Genomic DNA, 20,085 nt, shown 5'->3' with positions numbered 1-20,085 from the left:
TAACGTGGACCATTAGTGCGGTTGATGTAAACCGCGCATGTCCACGTGTTCATAGGTTAATAATTTAATTTTATTGTCTATCCCGCCACCATAACCAGTTAGATTCCCATTGGCCCCGACCACACGATGACACGGGATGACGATGGATATAGGATTACGACCGACTGCACCACCTACTGCTTGAGCTGACATCCGGTCCTTCCCTGTTTCTTTAGCAATGCGTTTTGCAATTTCACCATAGGTCCATAATGTGCCGTATGGAATTTCCTGTAAGATACGCCATACCCGTTCTTGAAACGGGGTGCCAGAGGGTTTAACTGGTAAGTGTGTTTCAGGTTCTTGACCTGCAAAATAACGGTCTAACCAGCGGCGTGACTGTTGAAATATGGGAAGTGACGCTTGGTTTACGAATGCATCAGCTTCAGTATCTTCGTTGGTTTGATTCGGCAAGTAAAGCCCCGTTAACGCTTCACCGTCTGAAGTCAGCGTCAATCTCCCGATAGGTGCGTCATAATACGTTTGATAAAGCATTAGATCATCTCATTTTATTTTCATTACATACGCGTAAGTTGTGTCTTATTTAAAATTATAAAGGTCAATGTCTTTAGATTTCGCATATTCTAGCGCTAATAATTCAAGAATATTAATAAATGTTGGATTGCCTTTTACTTTTATAAATTGTACATTGAGCTCATAGTCAATTGCACGAATTTCTTTCGCTTCTTCAGGATCTAACCCTTTATCTTCTGCAAATGCTCTTTTAAATTTGTTCGTACTTGCATCAGATTTTAAATTGAATTGACCTAATTTTTCATATAAATCTTTTTGCGTTGGTCGGTGTCCAGTGCTATAACCCCCTGCTTGGCCAACATAGACCGGTTCATCTTCTTCATCAAAGATAACAAACACACCGTTTTTACCTAATACTTTTTCTCTGTCTTCTTTTTCGAATGATATAGCATCTTTTTCATTGTATTTAAATACCTTTTTTAAAGGCTTTTTGTAGTCTTCTAAAAGTTCTTCTATTTTCTTATCTGCTTTCACAACGATCTTCCTCTCAATATTATAGAATCAATACCCTTTACCCTGTTACGATACGTTCCAATCACTCAGTGATGAACTCTTCTATATAAAATATGTAAATAGTGATGCAGCAAGACGTTTGAGCTTTGATACACCACTGTTAATCATCTCTATAGGGCCTGCATATAGCCTTATGATACCCCTTTTCAAAAAGTATGCTTTTATCGCTATTAAAATTGTTCAGAAGTCACTTTTTGATGTAAGAAGTTTAATAAATAATCTGGGCTACCTGTTTTTTGATCGGTACCTGACATTTTAAAGCCACCGAATGGATGATAACCGACCACTGCTGCTGTACAGCCTCTATTTAAATAGAGATTACCTACATCGAACGCTGCTTCTGCTCGGCGCCAATGACCACGGTTATTCGTAATGACTGCTCCCGTTAAACCGTAATCCGTATCATTCGCAATTCGTAACATTTCATCAAAGTCTTTTGCGCGTATAAATCCTACCACAGGACCGAAAATTTCTTCTTGCATCAACTGGTCTTTGGATTGTAGTTCTGAAAAGATCGTAGGTTCAACAAAATAACCGGTTGAGTCATCGGTACCTCCACCATAAACCAGTTGCCCTTCTTCCTTACCAATCTCGATATAGCGTTTAATTTTATCAAATTGTTTTTGATTAATCACAGGGCCCATGTCTGTATTGTTCACTGTATTACCGAGTGTTAAATTTTCAGTGAGTGAGACCACTTTATCTAGCACTTCATCATGCAGAGATTCATGGACAATAGCGCGAGAACATGCTGAACATTTTTGACCAGAAAAGCCAAATGCTGATGTGACAATCGCTTCAGCAGCTAGGTCCGTATCAGCACTTTCATCCACGATAATCGCATCTTTACCACCCATTTCTGCGATGACGCGTTTCAAGAATGCTTGTCCTTCTTGAACTACGGCTGCGCGTTCCACGATGCGTGTACCGGTTGCACGAGAACCTGTGAAAGTAATAAAGCGCGTATGCTTACTATCAACGAGCGCATCTCCAATCTCTTTAGGATCCCCAGGAACAAAGTTAATCACCCCTTGAGGGAGACCTGCTTCCTCTAAGATTTCGATTAATTTAAATGCGGTAAGCGGCGTATCTTCGGCTGGTTTTAGTAACACTGTATTCCCTACAATAACGGGTGCCACAGTGGTGCCAGTCATAATTGCAAATGGAAAGTTCCACGGCGGGATTGTTACCCCAGGGCCGATGGGTTGATAGAAATATTTATTATGTTCGCCGTTTCTATCTAATACCTCTTTGCCATTCGCTAATGCCATCATTGAACGCGCATAATATTCGATAAAATCGATGCCTTCTGCGACATCACCGACTGCTTCGTCCCACGGTTTTCCTGCTTCATAAACCATGATAGCTGCAATCTCACTTTTACGACGTCTAATCAGTGCAGCTACCCGAATGAAGAGTTGTGCACGGTCTTCATGCGACCATGTTTTCCATATTTGAAAGGCTTCCGTTGCGGCTGAAAATGCTTTTTCGATATGTGTCAAATTTGCTTTAGAGACATGTGCAACAGTCTGTGATGTATCTGCTGGGTTAAGTGATTGAAACGTCTCATCAGTATAAATGTGTTCGCCTTGAATGACTAAAGGGACGCGTGTACCAAGTTGCTGTGCCACGTTTTCAAGTTCAGTTTGAAACAATTCGTTTTGCTTAGCGTCAGTAAAATCAATGCCTGGTTCATGAGTGTAGTGAACGACCATGGTATAACCCCCTATGTTTTAATTAGTGAAAATAAGAAGTTTGAACAAAACGGTTAACAGTGTCTCACATCGACGGCTAAGCGAAATCATGTGATACATTTCGTCGAAGTCATTCGATGTCAGTCGATAATCGTAGTTCAAACTTCGGTATGAATTTCCCACCCCTTTTCATTTTTCATTTTAAAGATAAAAACACTTAATTGCAAACGCTTTCCTTTACCTTGTTAAATTATTTAAATAGTAACTATATTTAATAGTTATTTACTGTTTTGTTGTATAAATAAGCGGTGTGATTTTTATTATAAATATAGCTAATTAACGTGATAAGCTTTTGTGAACTTTCGTTGACTATAGGTAGTATCTTCTATAAACTGTAAATAGTACATATTTTACAGTATTTTCTATATTTTTCAGCATTTTTCAACGCAATATCACGTTATATTTTGGAGGCATATATATGAAGTTCAAACCACTCTTATCTACCTTACTTATCGGTTCGCTCGTCCTTGCTGGTTGCGGCAATCAATCTGACGATGCCTCAGATAAGGATGAAGATAGTAAAAATTCAACATCTCAACAATCAGATAAACAAGACCAAGAAAAAGATAAAGACAAACAGTATAGTAATATTTCTTACCCTAAAGATGGCGTTAAAGGGATTTACGTTGCGCCTGGTAATGTGACTGGCGACAATTTCGATGAACTCATAGATTTTATTAACGACACAGAACTTAACGCAATGGTCATCGACGTTAAAGATGACGAAGGGAACATCACGATTGATTTCCACACAGATGACAAACTCATTCAGAAAAATACGGTAGAAACCATCGATGCGAAAAAACTCATTAAAGAAATGGAAAAAAATGACATCTACCCTATTGCTCGTGTCGTAACATTCAAAGACAGTAAATTATCTGAAGAAAAACCAGAATGGTCATTTAAAGATCAAAACGGCGAAGTTTGGCAAAGTGATGGCGGGGACAGCTTCTTAAACCCATTTGAAGAAAAAGTATGGGACTATGATATGAATGTGGCAGAAGCAGCCGCAAAAGCCGGATTTAAAGATATTCAATTCGACTATGTGCGTTTCCCTGAAGGTTTTGAAAATCAAGACTCAGAATTACAATATTCTAAAGGAAAATACGAAAATAGTGATATGAGTAGTACGGATCAACGTGTGGACACTATTACTAAATTCTTAGAACAAGCTAATAAAAAATTAGATAAATACAATGTCCAAACATCGGCTGACGTCTTCGGTTATGCAGCTACAGTTGAAGAAACACCAGGTATTGGTCAAAGCTTCAACAAAATTGCTAAAAACGTAGATGCGATTTCATCTATGATTTATCCATCACACTGGAGCCCAGGTGACTTTGGTCTTGATGCACCAGACTTAGAACCATACAAAACAGTCGACAACTATTTAGATAAAGAAACAGACCTATTAGATGATTTAGGTAAAAACAAACCGAAATCACGTCCTTGGTTACAAGACTTCACAGCTTCTTACTTAGGCGAAGGTCAATACAAAGAATACAACGCACAAGAAGTTCAAGATCAAATCCAAGCACTGAAAAATCATGGTATCGATGAATTCCTACTTTGGGATGCATCAAACGAATACTCTGAAGGTGTCGATTACACACCAGAAAAACAAACCAAAGATAAAGACAGCGACAACGATAGTGAAAGCGACTCAGACAGTGATGACAACAGCAGCGATGATAGTAACAACGATGGTGGTAACGAACAAGCCGAAAATGAACAATAATGAGACAATAATGGAGACAGCATTGCACACGCAGTGCTGTCTTTTTTTATGCATATATTAGTGAACCTTTAAAACTTTCCTTTATATATAAAAGAAAAAATTATCTGTGCGCTCATTTTTATAAATGAAACGTGTCGAACTAAATTATAAGACATATATTATTAAGATAACCTAATTTTGTTATTTCTTTTATTTATATTAAAATACATTGATACTACATACTCAATTTTAAAAGACTTTTTAATATATATTGGTATAGGGGACACGGAAATAGGTATACGAAATAAGAAAGGATGTTGAAAACATTAAAAAGGATGACATGTGTTACTTTATCTGCAGGTATCCTTGCTACAGGATTAGCAGTACCACAATGAAGCACAAGCAGTCGGTAGCCACTATTACAATGGTATGCACGAACCGAGCCAAAGCACAGGTTATGAAAAAGCGCGTAAAATAAGTAATAATAACATCTCAATGGAACGCTTTAAATATAATAAAAAGACAAACTATTGCGCAGTGGGTCGTGTAAGCAATCGCGGCGGTTGGAAAGGTAAAGGTAAAGACAGTATGGGTACTGGCTTTATGATAGATGATCACACCTTCCTAACCAACAGTCATGTTGTAGAAGATAGTAGTGAGAAGAAAACCAAACCCAAACACGTCAAACTCCAATTGAAACGTGACGGTAAAAAAATCCCATATGAATTTCAAGCCACTAAAATTACTAAAGTCCCTTCTTATGACATCGCAGTGGTAAATACAAAAGAAAACATGCGTAAAAAAGCAAACGCCAAACCACTTAAATTAGCAAGTGATAAAAAAATCAAAAACTTAAAATATAGAAACAAACTTTATTCTGTGGGTTATCCAAAACTCAGTGGAGATAATACAAAACCTTATAAATATCATCTGTGCTATTTACAACATTCCAGTAACCAATCAGAATTGATGACCAAAGATTTCTTCCGTTCAGGAAATTCAGGTTCACCCATAATCAATAACGGCGGCGAAGTCTTTGCCCTTCGTACATACGGTTACAACCTTGACGGTAATGTTACCGATAAATATGGCAAAGCAGAACTTGCGGGCGGAGAATCTATCCAAGGTAAACTTAAGAAAACCATCCGCAATCACATGGAATAAGGTGAAAACAGTCCCATTAAAAAAGGGGGCTGTTTTTTATTACTGGTCACAAAATTTTATTTTCATATGCATTTAAATTTTAAATTTTATATAGCTCAATTTTTATTCACAATCAATTTTGGTTATTAATCTCCCCCAAATATGCCCTTAAAATATCACTTTTTATTTATATTGGTAAAGCATATAAATTATAGTCATTAGGCGTATTACAACATTATTTTTTACAACTATCAAGAAACACATTTAAAATTGTTATTTACTTTTAAAAATAGCAAAAGACCTATTTCTATTTTGTAAATACAAAGTATGAATTTTGTAAAATTTATTAATTATTGTTGCAAAAAGATTACTAAAGCGTTTTAATAATAGGTGGACGATGTTTTTAATTTTAAAAAAAAGAGGGGTTTTAATTTATGGATAAGAATTTTAAACGTAACTACGGAATTAGAAAACTTAGCGTTGGCGTTGCCTCTGTTTCATTAGGTGTATTAGTTGCTTTAGGTGTTAACAACGATGCACAAGCTGCTGAAGAAAACTTAGACAGTCAAGCTCAAAACGTTCAAAATCAAGCTGAAGCCGTTCAAGGCCAAGCTCAAGATGTTCAAGTTTAAGCTGATCAACTTCCTAACTTAGACGAAGTTGCTGGTCAAACTAGCGAAGTTCAAGATCAATTCGATGAAGTTGCTGCTCAAACTTCTGCTGTACAAGATCAACTTGAAGAAGTTCAAGGCCAAGCTGAAGCTGTCCAAGGTCAAGCTCAAGATGTTCAAGGCCAAGCTGAAGCTACTCAACAACAAGCTGAAGCTACTCAAGGTCAAGCTCAAGACGTTCAAGGCCAAGCTGAAGCTGTTCAAGAACAAATTAATCAACTTCCTGACTTAGAAGCATTTGGTGGTCAATTAGAACAAGTTCAAGGCGAAGCTCAAAATGTTCAAGGACAAATTAGCCAACTTCCTGATTTAAATGCGCTCACAGGACAAATCCAAGATGTTCAAGCTCAAATTGCTCAACTTCCTGACTTAGAAGCACTTGCTGGTCAATTACAACAAGTTCAAGGTCAAATCGAACAACTTCCTGACTTAAACGCACTTGGCGGTGATGCTCAAGACGTTCAAAATTCAATTAATCAATTACCTGATTTAGAGGCACTTGCTGCTGACTTACAAGCAGTTGAAGGTGAAATCAACAGCCTTCCAGATTTAAACGAACTTGGTGAACAAATTAAAGCAGTTGAAGAACTAATTCACCAACTTGAAAGTGGAGGTTATTATGATCCTTCTATTGAAGGTCCAACTGTAGGTGAAGGTTCAAGTTGGAATCAAGATTTATATGATGATGGTCAAGATGTAGCTATAGGTTCAGAATTCGATCCAAATCTCATTGATGGTGTAATCGCTAAAGATTTAACTCCTAAAGAAAATGAACCTGATCCTGTTCCAGAACCACCTGCTCCTGGTAATCCTATTGATGGTCCACATCTTCCTGGTGACGGTATGGGTGTAGGCACAGCACCAGTAGATGATCAACCACCTTATCCTCAAGATCCAGATGATCCTAACAAACCTGGTCAAGATCCAGATGATCCAAACAAACCTGGCCAAGATCCAGATGATCCTAACAAACCTGGTCAAAACAATCCTGGTGATAACGAACAAGGCGGTAACGACCAACAAGGCGGTAACGGCCAACAAGGTGGTAACGGCGTAGTTGCAGGCAATAACGAAAACGATGGCAACAATGGTAACAATGGTCAAGCTCCTACCAACAGCGGAAATGTAGAAGGTGCTAATAACGGTGAAAATGGTGTTGCAGTAAGCGAAAATGGTCAAAACACTAATGGCGAAGCAACATCAAATGCACAAGATTCTGCCAAAGCTGACAACGAAGCCAAAGAATTACCTGAAACTGGTCAAGAAGGATCAGTTATCGGTACTACAGTATTCGGTACTTTAGCATTAGGACTTGGCGCTTTACTTCTTGGTACTCGTCGTAAACAAGAAAACAAATAATCTCTTATAAAGTCTTAACAAGATCGGTTAGTCAAACAAATTATAAAACATACACTCACCCTTTAAACTAACTGCTCAAATGCATATCATATTAAACATGTGATAGACGCCCTTCAAAGGTTTTCACTGACCTTTGAGGGGCGTATTTTTTATACTACAACTCATTTTTCTCCCTCAACATATAAAAAAGAGATTCACATGTCTAACTCAACGGTTAGTCATATCAATCTCTTCTTATTATATTGATTATTTCAATCGACTTTCATTTACCTTTTTTATTCTTTTCATAGTTTCTCAACGTTTCCATATCTTTATCACCTCGGCCTGATACAGTTGCGACAATGATTTGGTCTTTGTCCATCTTAGGTGCTAATTCTAGTACGTAACTGATCGCATGTGCACTTTCTAATGCTGGGATAATCCCTTCTAACTTACTCAATGTAATCAATGCTTCTAACGCTTGTTCGTCTGTCGCTGAAGGATATTCTGCTCTACCTATATCATCATAGTAACAGTGTTCTGGCCCTGCCCCTGGATAATCTAATCCTGCAGAAATTGAATATGGTAATAATACTTCGCCTGCTTCATCTTTAATGAGTTTCATTTTCGTGCCGTGAAGAATACCTGTCTCACCTTTATTAATCGCAAGAGAGTGGCGATCTGTCTCATAACCTTCTCCAGCTGCTTCTACCCCGTACAATTTAACGTCTTCATCTTCGACAAATGGATAGAATGTACCGATTGCGTTAGAACCTCCACCGATACATGCGACAACTGCATCTGGTAAACGTCCTTCTTGTTCTTGAATTTGTGTCTTGATTTCTTTACCAATCACACTTTGGAAATCTCTCACCATTTGTGGGAATGGATGCGGTCCTAATGCTGAGCCTAGTAAATAATGTGTATCTTCTGTATGTTCCGCATAATATTTGAGTGCTTCATCCACTGCATCTGTTAATGTCGCTTGCCCTTCTTCTACTGCAACGACTTTCGCCCCTAGTAATTCCATTCTATACACGTTAAGCGCTTGTCTCTTCATGTCTTCTGCACCCATGAAGACCGTCATTTCCATATCGAAGAGTGCTGCTACAGTTGCACATGCAACCCCGTGTTGACCTGCCCCTGTTTCAGCTACCATTTTCTTCTTACCCATCCGTTTTGCAATGAGCGCTTGGCCTAACGTGTTATTAATTTTATGGGCACCCGTATGATTTAAGTCCTCTCTTTTAAGGTAAATTTTTGCGCCACCCAGTTTTTCAGTTAAACGTGCAGCATACGTTAATGGCGATTCTCTACCCACATAATTTTTTAAATAATAATTTAATTCGTCATGAAAATCTGGATCGTTTTTAAATTTTTGATACGCCTCATTAAGTTCGGTAATCGCTGGTTTCAATACATCAGGTATAAATTGACCCCCGTATTCTCCATAAAACCCGTCTTCAGTTGGTTCCAAAATAATATCTTTAACCATGTCAATCATCCTTTCAATTTAAATTATTTGAATTTTTAGATATTTTTTACAAAAATATCTCTTTCTCATCTGATGTCTCACTGCGTATGTATAGATCACTCTAAGTTGTCGATACTCAAGATGTGGTATGCTCTTTAATCTGAATACATTTCATAACTTTACTCAAAATTCTCGTCGTTCACATTTTAACCACCTCCACTACTGTCAAAATTAATTCCTTTATACAAAGAAACCACGCGAAAACGCTCTGCAAACACAGGACGCTTCCGCGCGGTACCACCTTGACTTAGTTAAAAACTCACTCTTATTATTCAATTGTCTCCGAGATATCCCAATTCATCCATACCTTGTATCAGTTCACATCAACCACTGACTTTCTGCTTGCTACAAACGGTATACACTACTTTAATATCAAGCACTAAAAAACACCACAATTACGCGCTGCAATAAGGACGCGTTACCGTGGTGCCACCTTAGTTAACAAATCTTGTTCACTTTTGTATATTCAACTCGCCTTAAAAGCCCAATTCACACATAATCATGTGCTAATTTGCATCACCCATTAGCTTTCTGAAACTACATCAATCATGTGCTACTACTATCTTCTAAGATTTATAGTTGTTAGTATATAAAGAATTATCCTAATTGTCAAACTCTTTTTTGAGAATTTTCTAATCCTCATCTTCTTCGAGTGATTGAACGACTTGTGCGGGTACGCCGACTGCTAACGAAAAGTCTGGAACATCTTTCGTGACCACACTCCCAGCACCTATAACCGCACCTTTTCCAATCGTCACGCCTGGTACGACTACAACATTCGCACCTAACCACACATCATCGTGAATGGTGATAGCTCTCGCTTGTTCAATCCCTGCCCGACGTTTCGATGGATTGAGTGGATGATGTGCAGTATAAAGCCCACATCTCGGCCCAATCAATACGTGGTTTCCAATCGTAATCGGTGCACAATCCATGAAATAACAATCATGATTGATAAACACACCCTCCCCAATTGAGATATTACTACCATAGTCTACTTGAAACGGTGCCAATAGCTCTAAATCTTTGGGTTCATCTCCGAACAAACGTGCCAGGATCTCATTCCGTTTTGAAGTATGACTCGGCTTGGTTTGATTGTATTCGAAGCAAAGATCTTTTGCTTTATGTCTAGCCTGTTGTAATGCAGGATCTCCAGCTGCTTGGTACCATTCGCCATGAATCATCTTTTGCCATTCTGTCATAGCTTTTCCCTCCTCATCGCACTGTTTACTTTTATTTTAAACTATTTCGGCACAAAATGAATTTAAGTCGATTACAACTAAAGTACGAGAGGAGATTTCTCCCTAGGCCTCATGCAATCTAACTTCATTCAATATACGATAGAAATATCAACAAGATCACGAAAGGAGCTTCTTATATGAAAGGCATTCTTAAAGGTATTTTCGTGGTGTTAATCGTCTTAGGTATTGTCAAAACGTTTGAAGACCATGATTTAACCCAACATTTCAGTCAAATGTATGATGAGTTTACGCAACGTCATGATGTTGCAGAGGTGAAAGATCTCAATCCAAACCTCTCCAAGATTAAAGATACAGATGAACTGTTACCAGCTGATTTCTTCTAATCGCTCAAATACAGTTTATCGTAATGAGAACTAATAAAGACATTTTTCATTTAAAGGTGAGCCCTTTGTCAAAGATGATTCGAACTGAACCGCAATGTCAAAACCGATTTTCAGTTCAATCATCTCAACACTTTTTACACTCAACTTACCCATTTTAATATGTCTCGTTATATTTAATCCTAAAATAACGTGTAATTCACCTACATTCGGGAATAATATAATAGTAATTGTTGAAAAATATTTAAGATTAAATAAATGAGGTGAGTTTATGATAGTGAATTTAGAAGGTCTAGATATCAATGTCGAAGTAAGCGGTGAAGACAATGAAGAAAGTGTGCTACTGATTCACGGATTCCCGGATTCTACAAAACTTTGGCGTGAAGTCGCACCTAAACTTGTAAGTGAAGGTTATCAAGTCATTGCGTTTGATTTACCTGGCTTTGGTGAAAGTGCCATTCCAAATGACGTCAAAGCATCTCGTCTCGATAACATTTCAAATATCATCGTCGGTTTATTAAAACATCTAGAAGTTGAAGAAACACATGTCATCGGCCATGATTGGGGTTCAGTCGTAAGTTGGTACTTTACATATAACCATCCAGAATATGTAAAATCATTTACAGCTTTAAGTGTCGGCCATCCAAAAGCTTTCTTAAATAGTGGTTTCAGTCAACTACTCAGTTCTTGGTACGTGATTTTAATTCTTAATGAAGAACTCGCTGAAAACCTATTCACAGCCGATGGTTGGTCATTATTCAGAAATTTCTTCGTTGCAGATGAATGTGAAACAAACTGGATCCCTGATTTAAGTAGAGATGGCAGACTCACTGCTGGTTTTAACATTTACAGAGCGAACTTAAACCCAGATTACAATGACGACATCATGAAATCTGTAGACGAAATCACTCGTCCAGTACTTGCCATTGCAGGTGACAGTGACCCATCTCTCACAACTGAACAAGTGGATACGTCTAAAGAATATGTAAAAAATGATTTTGATGACATTACAATTGAAGATGCTGAACACTGGTTACCACTTTATCAAGTGGATGAAATCGTCCCACCTATCCTCGATTTTTTAAAAAAACATAGCTAAAGATCTAGAATACCACTACGCGATAACGACATTTATTTTCCTATCAATAGAGGCTGGAACATGCAAGTTCCAGTCTTTTTTTATGCGAAAAATGCTGAGTTCAATGATTGACTTTTATACCCTTAGGGGGTACATTGAATGTAAAGTTAACCTATAAAAATAATCTAACCTGTATTAAAGGAGGTGATGACATGTCAGAACAACAAACGACGTTAGGGATTACAGGGATGACTTGTGCGGCATGTTCTACACGTATTGAAAAGCGTTTAAATAAAATGCCTACCGTAAAAGCCCAAGTCAATCTAGCAACAGAAAAAGCGACCGTTCACTATGATAAAAGTGAAACCGACCTTACAAACGTCACAGAAACGATTCAAAAGCTTGGTTACGACGTACTCACTGAAACACTCGAACTGAATGTATTTGGGATGACTTGTGCGGCATGTTCTGGACGCATCGAAAAGGTGTTAAACCGTATGCCAAGTATTAAAGAAGCGACAGTTAATCTAGCTACAGAACAAGCCACTGTCACTTATTATAGTTATGCCGTTGATGAAGCACAGATTATCGACCGTATTCGTCAACTCGGCTATGATGCGGAGCCTAAAACTGACACTCAAGATAAAACGTCACATAAAGCACAAGAACTCAAGCACAAACGTACCAAACTCATCATCTCTGCAGTGCTCACCTTGCCTTTGTTACTGACAATGGTCGTTCATCTGTTTGGCATGCATCTACCTGACTTACTCAAGAATCGATTGTTCCAATTCGTCTTAGCGTCCATCGTCCAATTTGGTATTGGGGGACAATTTTATGTCGGCGCGTATAAAAGTCTTCGTAGTGGCGCTGCAAATATGGATGTATTGGTCGCATTGGGTACAACTGCTGCTTATCTTTATAGCGTGTATGAAACAGTACGATGGCTCACTGGCATTGAAGCTTCGCCTAACCTTTATTACGAAACAAGTGCAGTATTAATTACCCTCATTTTATTTGGAAAATATTTAGAAGCTAAAGCGAAATCTAATACCACACAAGCACTTGGTTCATTACTCAATTTACAAGCAAAAGAAGCACGTGTAATACGTAACGACGCTACTGAAATGGTGCCAGTTTCACAAGTTAAGGTAGGCGACCACATATTAATCAAACCAGGTGAAAAAATTCCTGTTGATGGAAAGATTGTTGAGGGACAAACGACGATAGATGAATCGATGTTAACGGGTGAGTCATTACCCGTTGGAAAAGAAAAATCTGATCAAGTCATAGGCGCAACGATCAATCAACACGGTTCCATCACAATACAAGCTACTCAAGTCGGAAAAGATACTACTCTAGCCGGTATTGTCAAAGTCGTTGAAGCTGCGCAAGGGTCTAAGGCTCCCATACAACGTATAGCCGATCATATTTCGAACTATTTCGTTCCTATCGTTGTAGGCTTAGCGTTGTTAACCTTCCTGATCTGGTTGTTACTCGTCGATCCTGGCGCTTTTGAACCCGCACTGGATGCAGGTATTTCTGTTCTTGTCATCGCTTGCCCGTGTGCACTCGGTTTAGCGACACCCACATCAATTATGGTAGGAACGGGTCAAGCAGCAGAACATGGCATCCTGTTCAAAGGCGGCGAGTTCATTGAAACGGCAGGTAAGGTCGATACGGTCGTCTTAGATAAAACAGGGACACTCACCCATGGTAAACCTGAAGTCACTGATTATGATGGCTCTCATGAGCTACTACAACTTATCGCAAGTGTTGAATATTATTCTGAACATCCGCTTGCGAACGCCATAGTGAACTATGCTGAAGCTCAAAATATGTCACGTACAAAAGTAGACGATTTCAACGTGTTGCCTGGACTTGGTATCCAAGCAGCTGTAGAAGGTCATGAAGTATTAATCGGAAATCGCCAATTACTCACACAATATGGTGTGAGCTTCAGCCATGCTGAGTCCCATCTACAACAATTAGAAGCTGAGGGTAAAACTGCGATGTTGATTGCTATCGATCATCAGTATCAAGCTACACTCGCTGTCGCAGATACGATTAAATCATCTGCTAAAGCAACGATTGAGACATTGCATCAACAACATCTGAATGTCATCATGTTAACCGGAGATAACGCACGTACAGGTGAAGCGATTGCGCAACAATTAGGCATCGACCGTGTCATTGCGCACGTTTTACCTGATCAAAAAGCCGCAGAAATCCAACAGTTACAACAACAAGGTCATCGTGTAGCGATGATTGGAGATGGGATCAACGATGCACCAGCACTCGTTCAAGCAGACATTGGTATTGCAATCGGTACTGGCGCAGATATCGCTATCGAAGCAGCCGACATCACCATTTCAGGTAACGATTTAACACTACTTACTAAGGCGCTTACCGCAAGTAAGAAAACGATTCGCAATATCCATCAAAATTTAGGCTGGGCACTCGGATATAACGTGGCTGGCATTCCGATCGCCGCATTCGGCTTACTCGCACCTTGGGTAGCCGGAGCTGCAATGGCATTTAGTTCAGTCAGTGTCGTCGCAAATGCGTTGCGCTTAAAACGCATGAAGTTATAATTAAATTAAATACTCAGGAGGAGGAATTATGATGACAAATCAAGTGATACAAGTAGACGGGATGAGTTGTGAACATTGTAAAAGTGCTGTAGAAAACGCATTAACCGCTTTATCAGGAGTGGATCAAGCAGAAGTCAATCTCGAAGCAGGCAATGTGACTGTAGACTATGATTCTGAAAAAGTAACCACTAATGACATGAAAGATGCGATTGAGGATCAAGGATACGACGTGCCTCAACTTTAAGACTTTAAGTCTCTTATTTATTTCAATTTCATAAATCGCATAAAAGTGCCGGAGCATGATTAAACGCTCCGGCATTTTTTATTGATTGTCTCAGTTTACACGTAATTCTGTATCTCCAGTCTGAATGACATCTAATGTTGCGTCTAACGCATAGACGATGAGATTTTCAACGGCTGCATCTGTATAGAATGCAATATGAGGTGAGACAATCACATCTTCACGATCAATCAATTGTTGTAATAAATCATCTTGAAAATCTGTATTGCGTTGATCACTTGGATAGAGACCTTTTTCACCCTCATATGTGTCTAACGCTGCACCTAAAAGACGACCATTATCCAAATATTTAAGTAATGCTTTCGTATCTGTGACAGATCCACGTGCACAGTTTACAAACACCGCATCTTGTTTAAAGTGAGAGAATACATTTTCATCGAATAAATAATTTGTCTCAGCACCACCAGGCACATGAACGGTCACAATATCTGCTTCTTCCACCGCTTCAATCAACGTATCTTTGTACGTCACTACCCCATCTAAACGTTCATTTTCAACAACATCATAAGCCACGACTTTAGAACCAAAGCCTTTCGCGAAAATGTCAGCTACGATAGAACCAATGCGCCCAGTGCCCACGACTGCGACTGTTAGATCTTTGATTGAACGTGACAAGATAGACGGTTCCCATCTAAAATCATGTTCTGCCGTTTTACGTTGCACTGCATTAAAATGACGCACAACGTTAATCGCTTGGCCTACTGTATATTCAGCAATGGAATTAGGTGAATAAGAAGGTACATTGGAAATAATCACATCATATTTTGATGCTAAATCTAAATCATACATATCAAATCCGGCACTACGCTGCGCAATTTGTTTAATGCCGTATTGATTTAATTTTTTAAAGACGATTTCATCTAATGGCAATTGTTGAGAAACAGAAACCCCATCAAACCCTTCCACTTGATCAACTGTATGATTTGTCAGTAACGCATTGGTTAACGAAACTTCGACATCATGCGTCTCTGCCCACTGTTTAATAAACGGTTTATCCTCTTCTCGAACGCCAAATAATTTTATTGATACCATGATATCAACCCCTTGATTGAATTTAACTCAATAATTGTTTCTTACCACTTAGTGATAGAGCGAGGAGAGTGATTGAAAACGTTTAGCAGCTGTTTCAAGCGCTTCATCATCTAAGGCTAAAGAGATACGCACATAATTCCGCCCATTCTCACCAAACGGCAGACCTGGCGCGACCAATATCGATTGTTCTCGTAATAGATAGTCGACGAAGGTTTCACCATCCATAGACGGCGGCGTAGGAACCCATAAAAAGATACCACCCGTCATCGGTTCATAAGGAATATCAGCCTCGTCTAACAACGATGTGAAACGATCTCGACGGCGTTTAAATGTACGACCTTGCTCATCTAAAAAGTCATCATAGTGATTGAGTGCATACGTTGCTGCATCCTGTAATGCACCAAACATGCCGGCATGTGTATGAGAATGGTATTTCTTCATCGCTGCGATGATCTCTTTATTACCAACTGCAAACCCTACTCTAAATCCAGACATATTATATCCTTTAGAGAGAGAGAATATCTCGATTGCAACATCCTTTGCTCCAGACGATTGTAAAATGCTCGGATTCTTCGCATCTAATCCAAATGCACTATATGCAAAATCATGTACAATCTTCGTCTGTGTACCTTTAAAACGTTCAATGGCTTCGTCAAACGTCTCTTGTGTTGCGACTGAACCTGTCGGGTTATTCGGATAAGTAAGGTATACGAGTTTGGTATCGTTTAATACGTTTTGATCTACGCGACCCCAATCAGGAAGGTAATGTGGTGGCTTTAACTCAAGAGGTACAGGTTTTGCATCCGCTAACATTACACCTGCTAAATAATCTGTATAACCTGGGTCAGGTAATAACACGGTTTCCCCTGGATTTACGATACATGAAGGCAACGCGACGAGTCCATTTTTCGTCCCATATAGAATGCAGACTTCTTCATCCTTATCGAGCGTGACATGATACTGGCGTTGATAAAAGTCTACAATGGCTTGTTTAAAGCTATCTTTGCCATGGAATGCACCATATTTTTGGTTTTCTGGCTCTCGTATTACATCAGCCATGGTTTCTACAATGCCGCTCGGTGTTTCTCCGTCTGGAATACCCACTGCCATATTGATGAGCGGTAACGGACCATGTTCCACCTTTCTCCCCATCGTCTTCCCAAAATAACTCTCCGGAATTGCTGCAAGTCTATCTGAAATAACCAACTCAAATCACACCCCTAAACACATTTATCCAGATTTACATATCCTCTCTATTGGCTACGGTCTCTATTTAACTCTATCTCCATGTTAAATGATGCTAACCATCTAGTTGTGTCTTCCTCTAACATATAATTGAATTATATTTATCTTATCAGAAAATTCCAACATGTCAAAATATCATTTCATTTAAATAAAAAGAGGTTAAAACCTATCAAAGGCTTTGACCTCTCAAAAACAATATAATTCGCGTTATGGTTACCGGCTTACCACCAACCGTGGTTAGCGCGGAAAGCAATTGCTGCATCAACTGAACCATAACGTTGTTGTGCATAGTTTAGCATACCTTTAGTTTGATTTGCTACTGAACCAGTTCCCCAAGATTCCATTGTTTGACCTAAACCTCTGTAACCAGCAGGGTTAACTGCATTTGGATTACCACCTGATTCAGGTAAAACGATTGCGTTCCACATTGCTTCGTTACCACCAGCAGCTAAGAATTGAGATTTAACAGAACCGCCAGTTGAAGCTGGTGCTGAAGTTTGTGCTACTGAGTAACTTCTTGTTGCTGGAGCAGCAGTTTGTGTTGTTGAGTAATTTCTAGATGAAGTATATGAAGATGTAGATTCAGATTGTGTTGGAGCTGATACTGCTTCTACATTGTAATTGCTAGATTGTTGTTGTCCTTGAACATCAGCTGCAGTGTTTTCATAAGAAACAGTTGAAGCAGCTGTGCTTACATCTGCAACATCATTTGATGCAGAACCTACATAGTACCATTGCCATTCCCAGCTGTGGCCATCAGAAGTAAAGTTATAAGCGTTACCATTGTATACAAAGTGGATATCATAAGCGCCTTCTTGAATTGGTGCTGCATTTAATTCTGAAGGGTGGTTTTGAGCTAAGTCAGCTAAATGTGCATAGTCCACATTTTGTTCAGAAGCTTGTGCTTCGTTGCCGTCAGTTGCTAATGAGTATCCTGTTACGCCTAATGCTACTGCTAATGATGAAGCTAAGATTGATTTTTTCATAATAAAAATTCCTCCATTAAGTTCAGTGATCATATTTATACGTTACTTTATATTCAAATTTGCAAACTACAAAAAACTTTTATATTGACTGATCTATGTTGTTGATCGTGTTCTCTTTTTTCGACAAACATAATATAGCACATTTTTTGTACAGTAATATTACGCTTCCTTTACAATTCTTTACAGTTAAAATTCTATTTTGTAATAAAGATATCGTTTTGTTTCATTCTGTAACATGTTATTCATAGCGCTTTATCACAATAAAATCGAATTTTATAAGATATAACACTGATTTGTCAGTTCTTAAAATGGATTATTTTATACTTTGAAATATTACATGCCATTTTTCTGTAATCGTTTTGTAATAATTGAATTCGTACAAAAAGATTATTCAATAGAGGTTCATTTGACAATGATCATAGTTATTTTACATAAAAAAGGTGAAATAACTACTAACCGTATAGGTAAATCGTTATTTCACTCATTGTTTGGACTGTTATTTAATTAAGATTGCTGTGTCACACCCCATAATGCCGCTTCACATTGTTTAATAATATGTTGTAGGGCCATGATGCGGGCTGTCTTTTTATGGTCAGCAGGAATGACGAGCCATGGCGCATTTTCGGTATGTGTTTTTTCAATCATGTCTTCACTTGCTTCTAGGTAAAGCGACCATTTTTCTCGATTACGCCAATCTTCATCTGTAATCTTCCATTGTTTATCTTTATTTTGTTCTTTGTCTTCAAAACGTTTCAGTTGTTCATCTTTATCGAGTGTAAGGAAGAATTTCAAGATGATGGCACCTTCTTCAGTCCACATTTTTTCGAACTGATTGATTTCATCGTAAGCGCGTTGCCACTCTTGTTGGGTAGCAAATCCTTCCACACGTTCCACTAAGACGCGACCGTACCAACTGCGGTCAAAGATTGCGATATGTCCGCTCTTCGGCATGTCATGGGCAAAACGCCATAAGTAATGATGATTTAACTCAACATCGGTCGGTGCACTCACCGCGTGAACTTCATAACCCGTCGGATCTAACTTTTCCCTCACGCGCTTAATGTTACCTCCCTTACCTGCTGCATCCATACCTTCATAGACGAGCACTAACGGAATCTTTCTTTCATATAGCGCAAACTGGATTTCCAACATACGTTGTTGTAATTGTGCGAGTGTCGTTTTGTAGTCCGATTTTTTAACTTTCGTCACTTCTCGGTTAAAATAATCCGTTTCAAAGTCAGATGTGAACTGTCCATCTCTTTGATCCTTACGTGCTTCATGGCGTTGAATTGCGCGTTCTAAACGGTCGATGAGATGTTCATACATTTGTTTCATGGCATCTTCACGTTGTGTATAATCAATCGTTTGCCATTCACCTTTTTGAGCGTGCTTCAATATGTCTTTCATTTCTGCTGAGTATACTTCAGGTGGAATCAACGCTTCATATTCTTGTGCCTTCCACCTCGTAAGTGGATTATCTTTCGTCTGACGAATATGAGCTTGTCGTTTTTCTTCACTAATTTCAATGTAGAATTTAATGATTTCGTAACCATCTTTATCCAACATATGTTCAAAATTATTAATCTGTTGTTTCAGCGTGTCATAACTATTTAACTGTTCACGCTTTAATTCATGTGCTTTGTAATCAATATACTGTGCATACCAACTTCTAAAGTATACATTGATTGCACCTTTCGCTGGGATGGTTGACCAATAGTGCTGTAAAAATGTGTAACGTAAATCCGCTTCAGATGACGGTTTTGTAGCGATAAATGATGTGTATTTCGCGTCTAATGTCAATAATAACTCATTAGCCAGACGCGTTTTCCCTGAAGCAGGGACGCCTTCAAATACGACCATGATTGGGATGTGAAGCTGATGTGTTTTCCGTGTGAGCGCTGCTACCTTTAATGCAAGTTGTTCTAGTTCTTTAGCCATTACAATCACCTCTGTTACGCTTATTATAGCAAGAAACCGGCCTAACACAATCTCATTTGCATCTTTTTTATAAAATTTATATTCCATAC

The 20,085-nt window shown here is 38.7% G+C and carries 18 protein-coding genes; 9 read left to right on the top strand and 9 right to left on the bottom strand.

What is annotated here, in order from left to right; all coding sequences use genetic code 11:
• Positions 1-12 precede the first annotated feature (12 nt).
• From ACSBRB_RS05200 to pruA, 3 genes are all read right to left on the bottom strand, one after another.
• Positions 13-531, bottom strand: a complete 519-nt coding sequence (locus ACSBRB_RS05200) for a methylated-DNA--[protein]-cysteine S-methyltransferase (protein ID WP_059107985.1) — start codon at positions 529-531, stop codon at positions 13-15.
• Positions 532-576: 45 nt separating this feature from the next.
• Positions 577-1,044 (bottom strand): hypothetical protein, encoded by a 468-nt coding sequence (locus ACSBRB_RS05195; protein ID WP_059107984.1) that lies wholly within the window; start codon positions 1,042-1,044, stop codon positions 577-579.
• Positions 1,045-1,253: 209 nt separating this feature from the next.
• Entirely contained in the window at positions 1,254-2,798 is a 1,545-nt protein-coding gene (pruA, locus tag ACSBRB_RS05190) for an L-glutamate gamma-semialdehyde dehydrogenase (protein ID WP_435031895.1), read from the bottom strand.
• A gap of 457 nt (positions 2,799-3,255) precedes the next feature.
• On the opposite strand from pruA, the gene ACSBRB_RS05185 reads away from it, so the two are divergent.
• The 5 genes from ACSBRB_RS05185 (at position 3,256) to ACSBRB_RS05165 (ending at position 7,727) form a co-directional block, all read left to right on the top strand.
• Entirely contained in the window at positions 3,256-4,575 is a 1,320-nt protein-coding gene (locus tag ACSBRB_RS05185) for a putative glycoside hydrolase (RefSeq protein WP_059107982.1), read from the top strand.
• Between the two features lie 408 nt (positions 4,576-4,983).
• A complete protein-coding gene (locus ACSBRB_RS05180) occupies positions 4,984-5,718 on the top strand; it encodes a trypsin-like serine peptidase (RefSeq protein WP_435031894.1) in 735 nt (244 codons plus the stop codon).
• A gap of 413 nt (positions 5,719-6,131) precedes the next feature.
• Positions 6,132-6,329, top strand: a complete 198-nt coding sequence (locus ACSBRB_RS05175; RefSeq protein WP_435031893.1) for a YSIRK-type signal peptide-containing protein — start codon at positions 6,132-6,134, stop codon at positions 6,327-6,329.
• Positions 6,330-6,393: 64 nt separating this feature from the next.
• Complete coding sequence (locus ACSBRB_RS05170; RefSeq protein WP_435031892.1) at positions 6,394-6,600, top strand: hypothetical protein; 207 nt, start codon at positions 6,394-6,396, stop codon at positions 6,598-6,600.
• Positions 6,601-7,211: 611 nt separating this feature from the next.
• A complete protein-coding gene (locus ACSBRB_RS05165) occupies positions 7,212-7,727 on the top strand; it encodes an LPXTG cell wall anchor domain-containing protein (RefSeq protein ID WP_435031891.1) in 516 nt (171 codons plus the stop codon).
• Between the two features lie 262 nt (positions 7,728-7,989).
• On the opposite strand, the gene trpB is transcribed toward ACSBRB_RS05165, so the two are convergent.
• Both trpB and ACSBRB_RS05155 read right to left on the bottom strand, forming a co-directional pair.
• Positions 7,990-9,201 carry a tryptophan synthase subunit beta gene (trpB, locus tag ACSBRB_RS05160; protein WP_239206993.1) on the bottom strand — a complete coding sequence of 404 codons (1,212 nt, stop codon included), beginning with the start codon at positions 9,199-9,201 and terminating at the stop codon, positions 7,990-7,992.
• A gap of 671 nt (positions 9,202-9,872) precedes the next feature.
• Positions 9,873-10,442, bottom strand: a complete 570-nt coding sequence (locus tag ACSBRB_RS05155) for a sugar O-acetyltransferase (RefSeq protein ID WP_059107978.1) — start codon at positions 10,440-10,442, stop codon at positions 9,873-9,875.
• A gap of 176 nt (positions 10,443-10,618) precedes the next feature.
• Here ACSBRB_RS05155 and ACSBRB_RS05150 point away from each other — a divergent pair, with 176 nt between their 5' ends.
• The 4 genes from ACSBRB_RS05150 to copZ all read left to right on the top strand — a co-directional run bounded on the left by ACSBRB_RS05150 (position 10,619) and on the right by copZ (position 14,738).
• A complete protein-coding gene (locus ACSBRB_RS05150; protein WP_059107977.1) occupies positions 10,619-10,825 on the top strand; it encodes a hypothetical protein in 207 nt (68 codons plus the stop codon).
• 268 nt (positions 10,826-11,093) lie between these two features.
• A complete protein-coding gene (locus tag ACSBRB_RS05145; protein WP_435031890.1) occupies positions 11,094-11,921 on the top strand; it encodes an alpha/beta fold hydrolase in 828 nt (275 codons plus the stop codon).
• Positions 11,922-12,112: 191 nt separating this feature from the next.
• Entirely contained in the window at positions 12,113-14,494 is a 2,382-nt protein-coding gene (locus ACSBRB_RS05140; protein ID WP_435031889.1) for a heavy metal translocating P-type ATPase, read from the top strand.
• A gap of 31 nt (positions 14,495-14,525) precedes the next feature.
• The gene (gene copZ / locus ACSBRB_RS05135) at positions 14,526-14,738 is read left to right on the top strand and encodes a copper chaperone CopZ (RefSeq protein ID WP_059108127.1); all 213 of its coding nucleotides are present in this window, start codon (positions 14,526-14,528) and stop codon (positions 14,736-14,738) included.
• Between the two features lie 90 nt (positions 14,739-14,828).
• On the opposite strand, the gene ACSBRB_RS05130 is transcribed toward copZ, so the two are convergent.
• The 4 genes from ACSBRB_RS05130 to ACSBRB_RS05115 all read right to left on the bottom strand — a co-directional run bounded on the left by ACSBRB_RS05130 (position 14,829) and on the right by ACSBRB_RS05115 (position 19,996).
• On the bottom strand, positions 14,829-15,827 hold the full coding sequence (locus tag ACSBRB_RS05130) for a D-lactate dehydrogenase (protein WP_435031888.1): 999 nt from the start codon (positions 15,825-15,827) through the stop codon (positions 14,829-14,831).
• Positions 15,828-15,875: 48 nt separating this feature from the next.
• A complete protein-coding gene (locus tag ACSBRB_RS05125; protein ID WP_435031887.1) occupies positions 15,876-17,033 on the bottom strand; it encodes an aminotransferase class I/II-fold pyridoxal phosphate-dependent enzyme in 1,158 nt (385 codons plus the stop codon).
• 260 nt (positions 17,034-17,293) lie between these two features.
• Positions 17,294-18,058, bottom strand: coding sequence for an aggregation-promoting factor C-terminal-like domain-containing protein (locus tag ACSBRB_RS05120; protein ID WP_203070606.1), 765 nt, complete (start codon positions 18,056-18,058; stop codon positions 17,294-17,296).
• Between the two features lie 504 nt (positions 18,059-18,562).
• The gene (locus ACSBRB_RS05115; RefSeq protein WP_435031886.1) at positions 18,563-19,996 is read right to left on the bottom strand and encodes a phosphate--AMP phosphotransferase; all 1,434 of its coding nucleotides are present in this window, start codon (positions 19,994-19,996) and stop codon (positions 18,563-18,565) included.
• Between the last annotated feature and the right edge of the window lie 89 nt (positions 19,997-20,085).

Source organism: Staphylococcus auricularis (genome assembly GCF_051172115.1).
Classification (GTDB): Bacteria; Bacillota; Bacilli; order Staphylococcales; family Staphylococcaceae; genus Staphylococcus; species Staphylococcus auricularis_A.
This window is presented reverse-complemented; position numbering and strand designations above follow the sequence as displayed.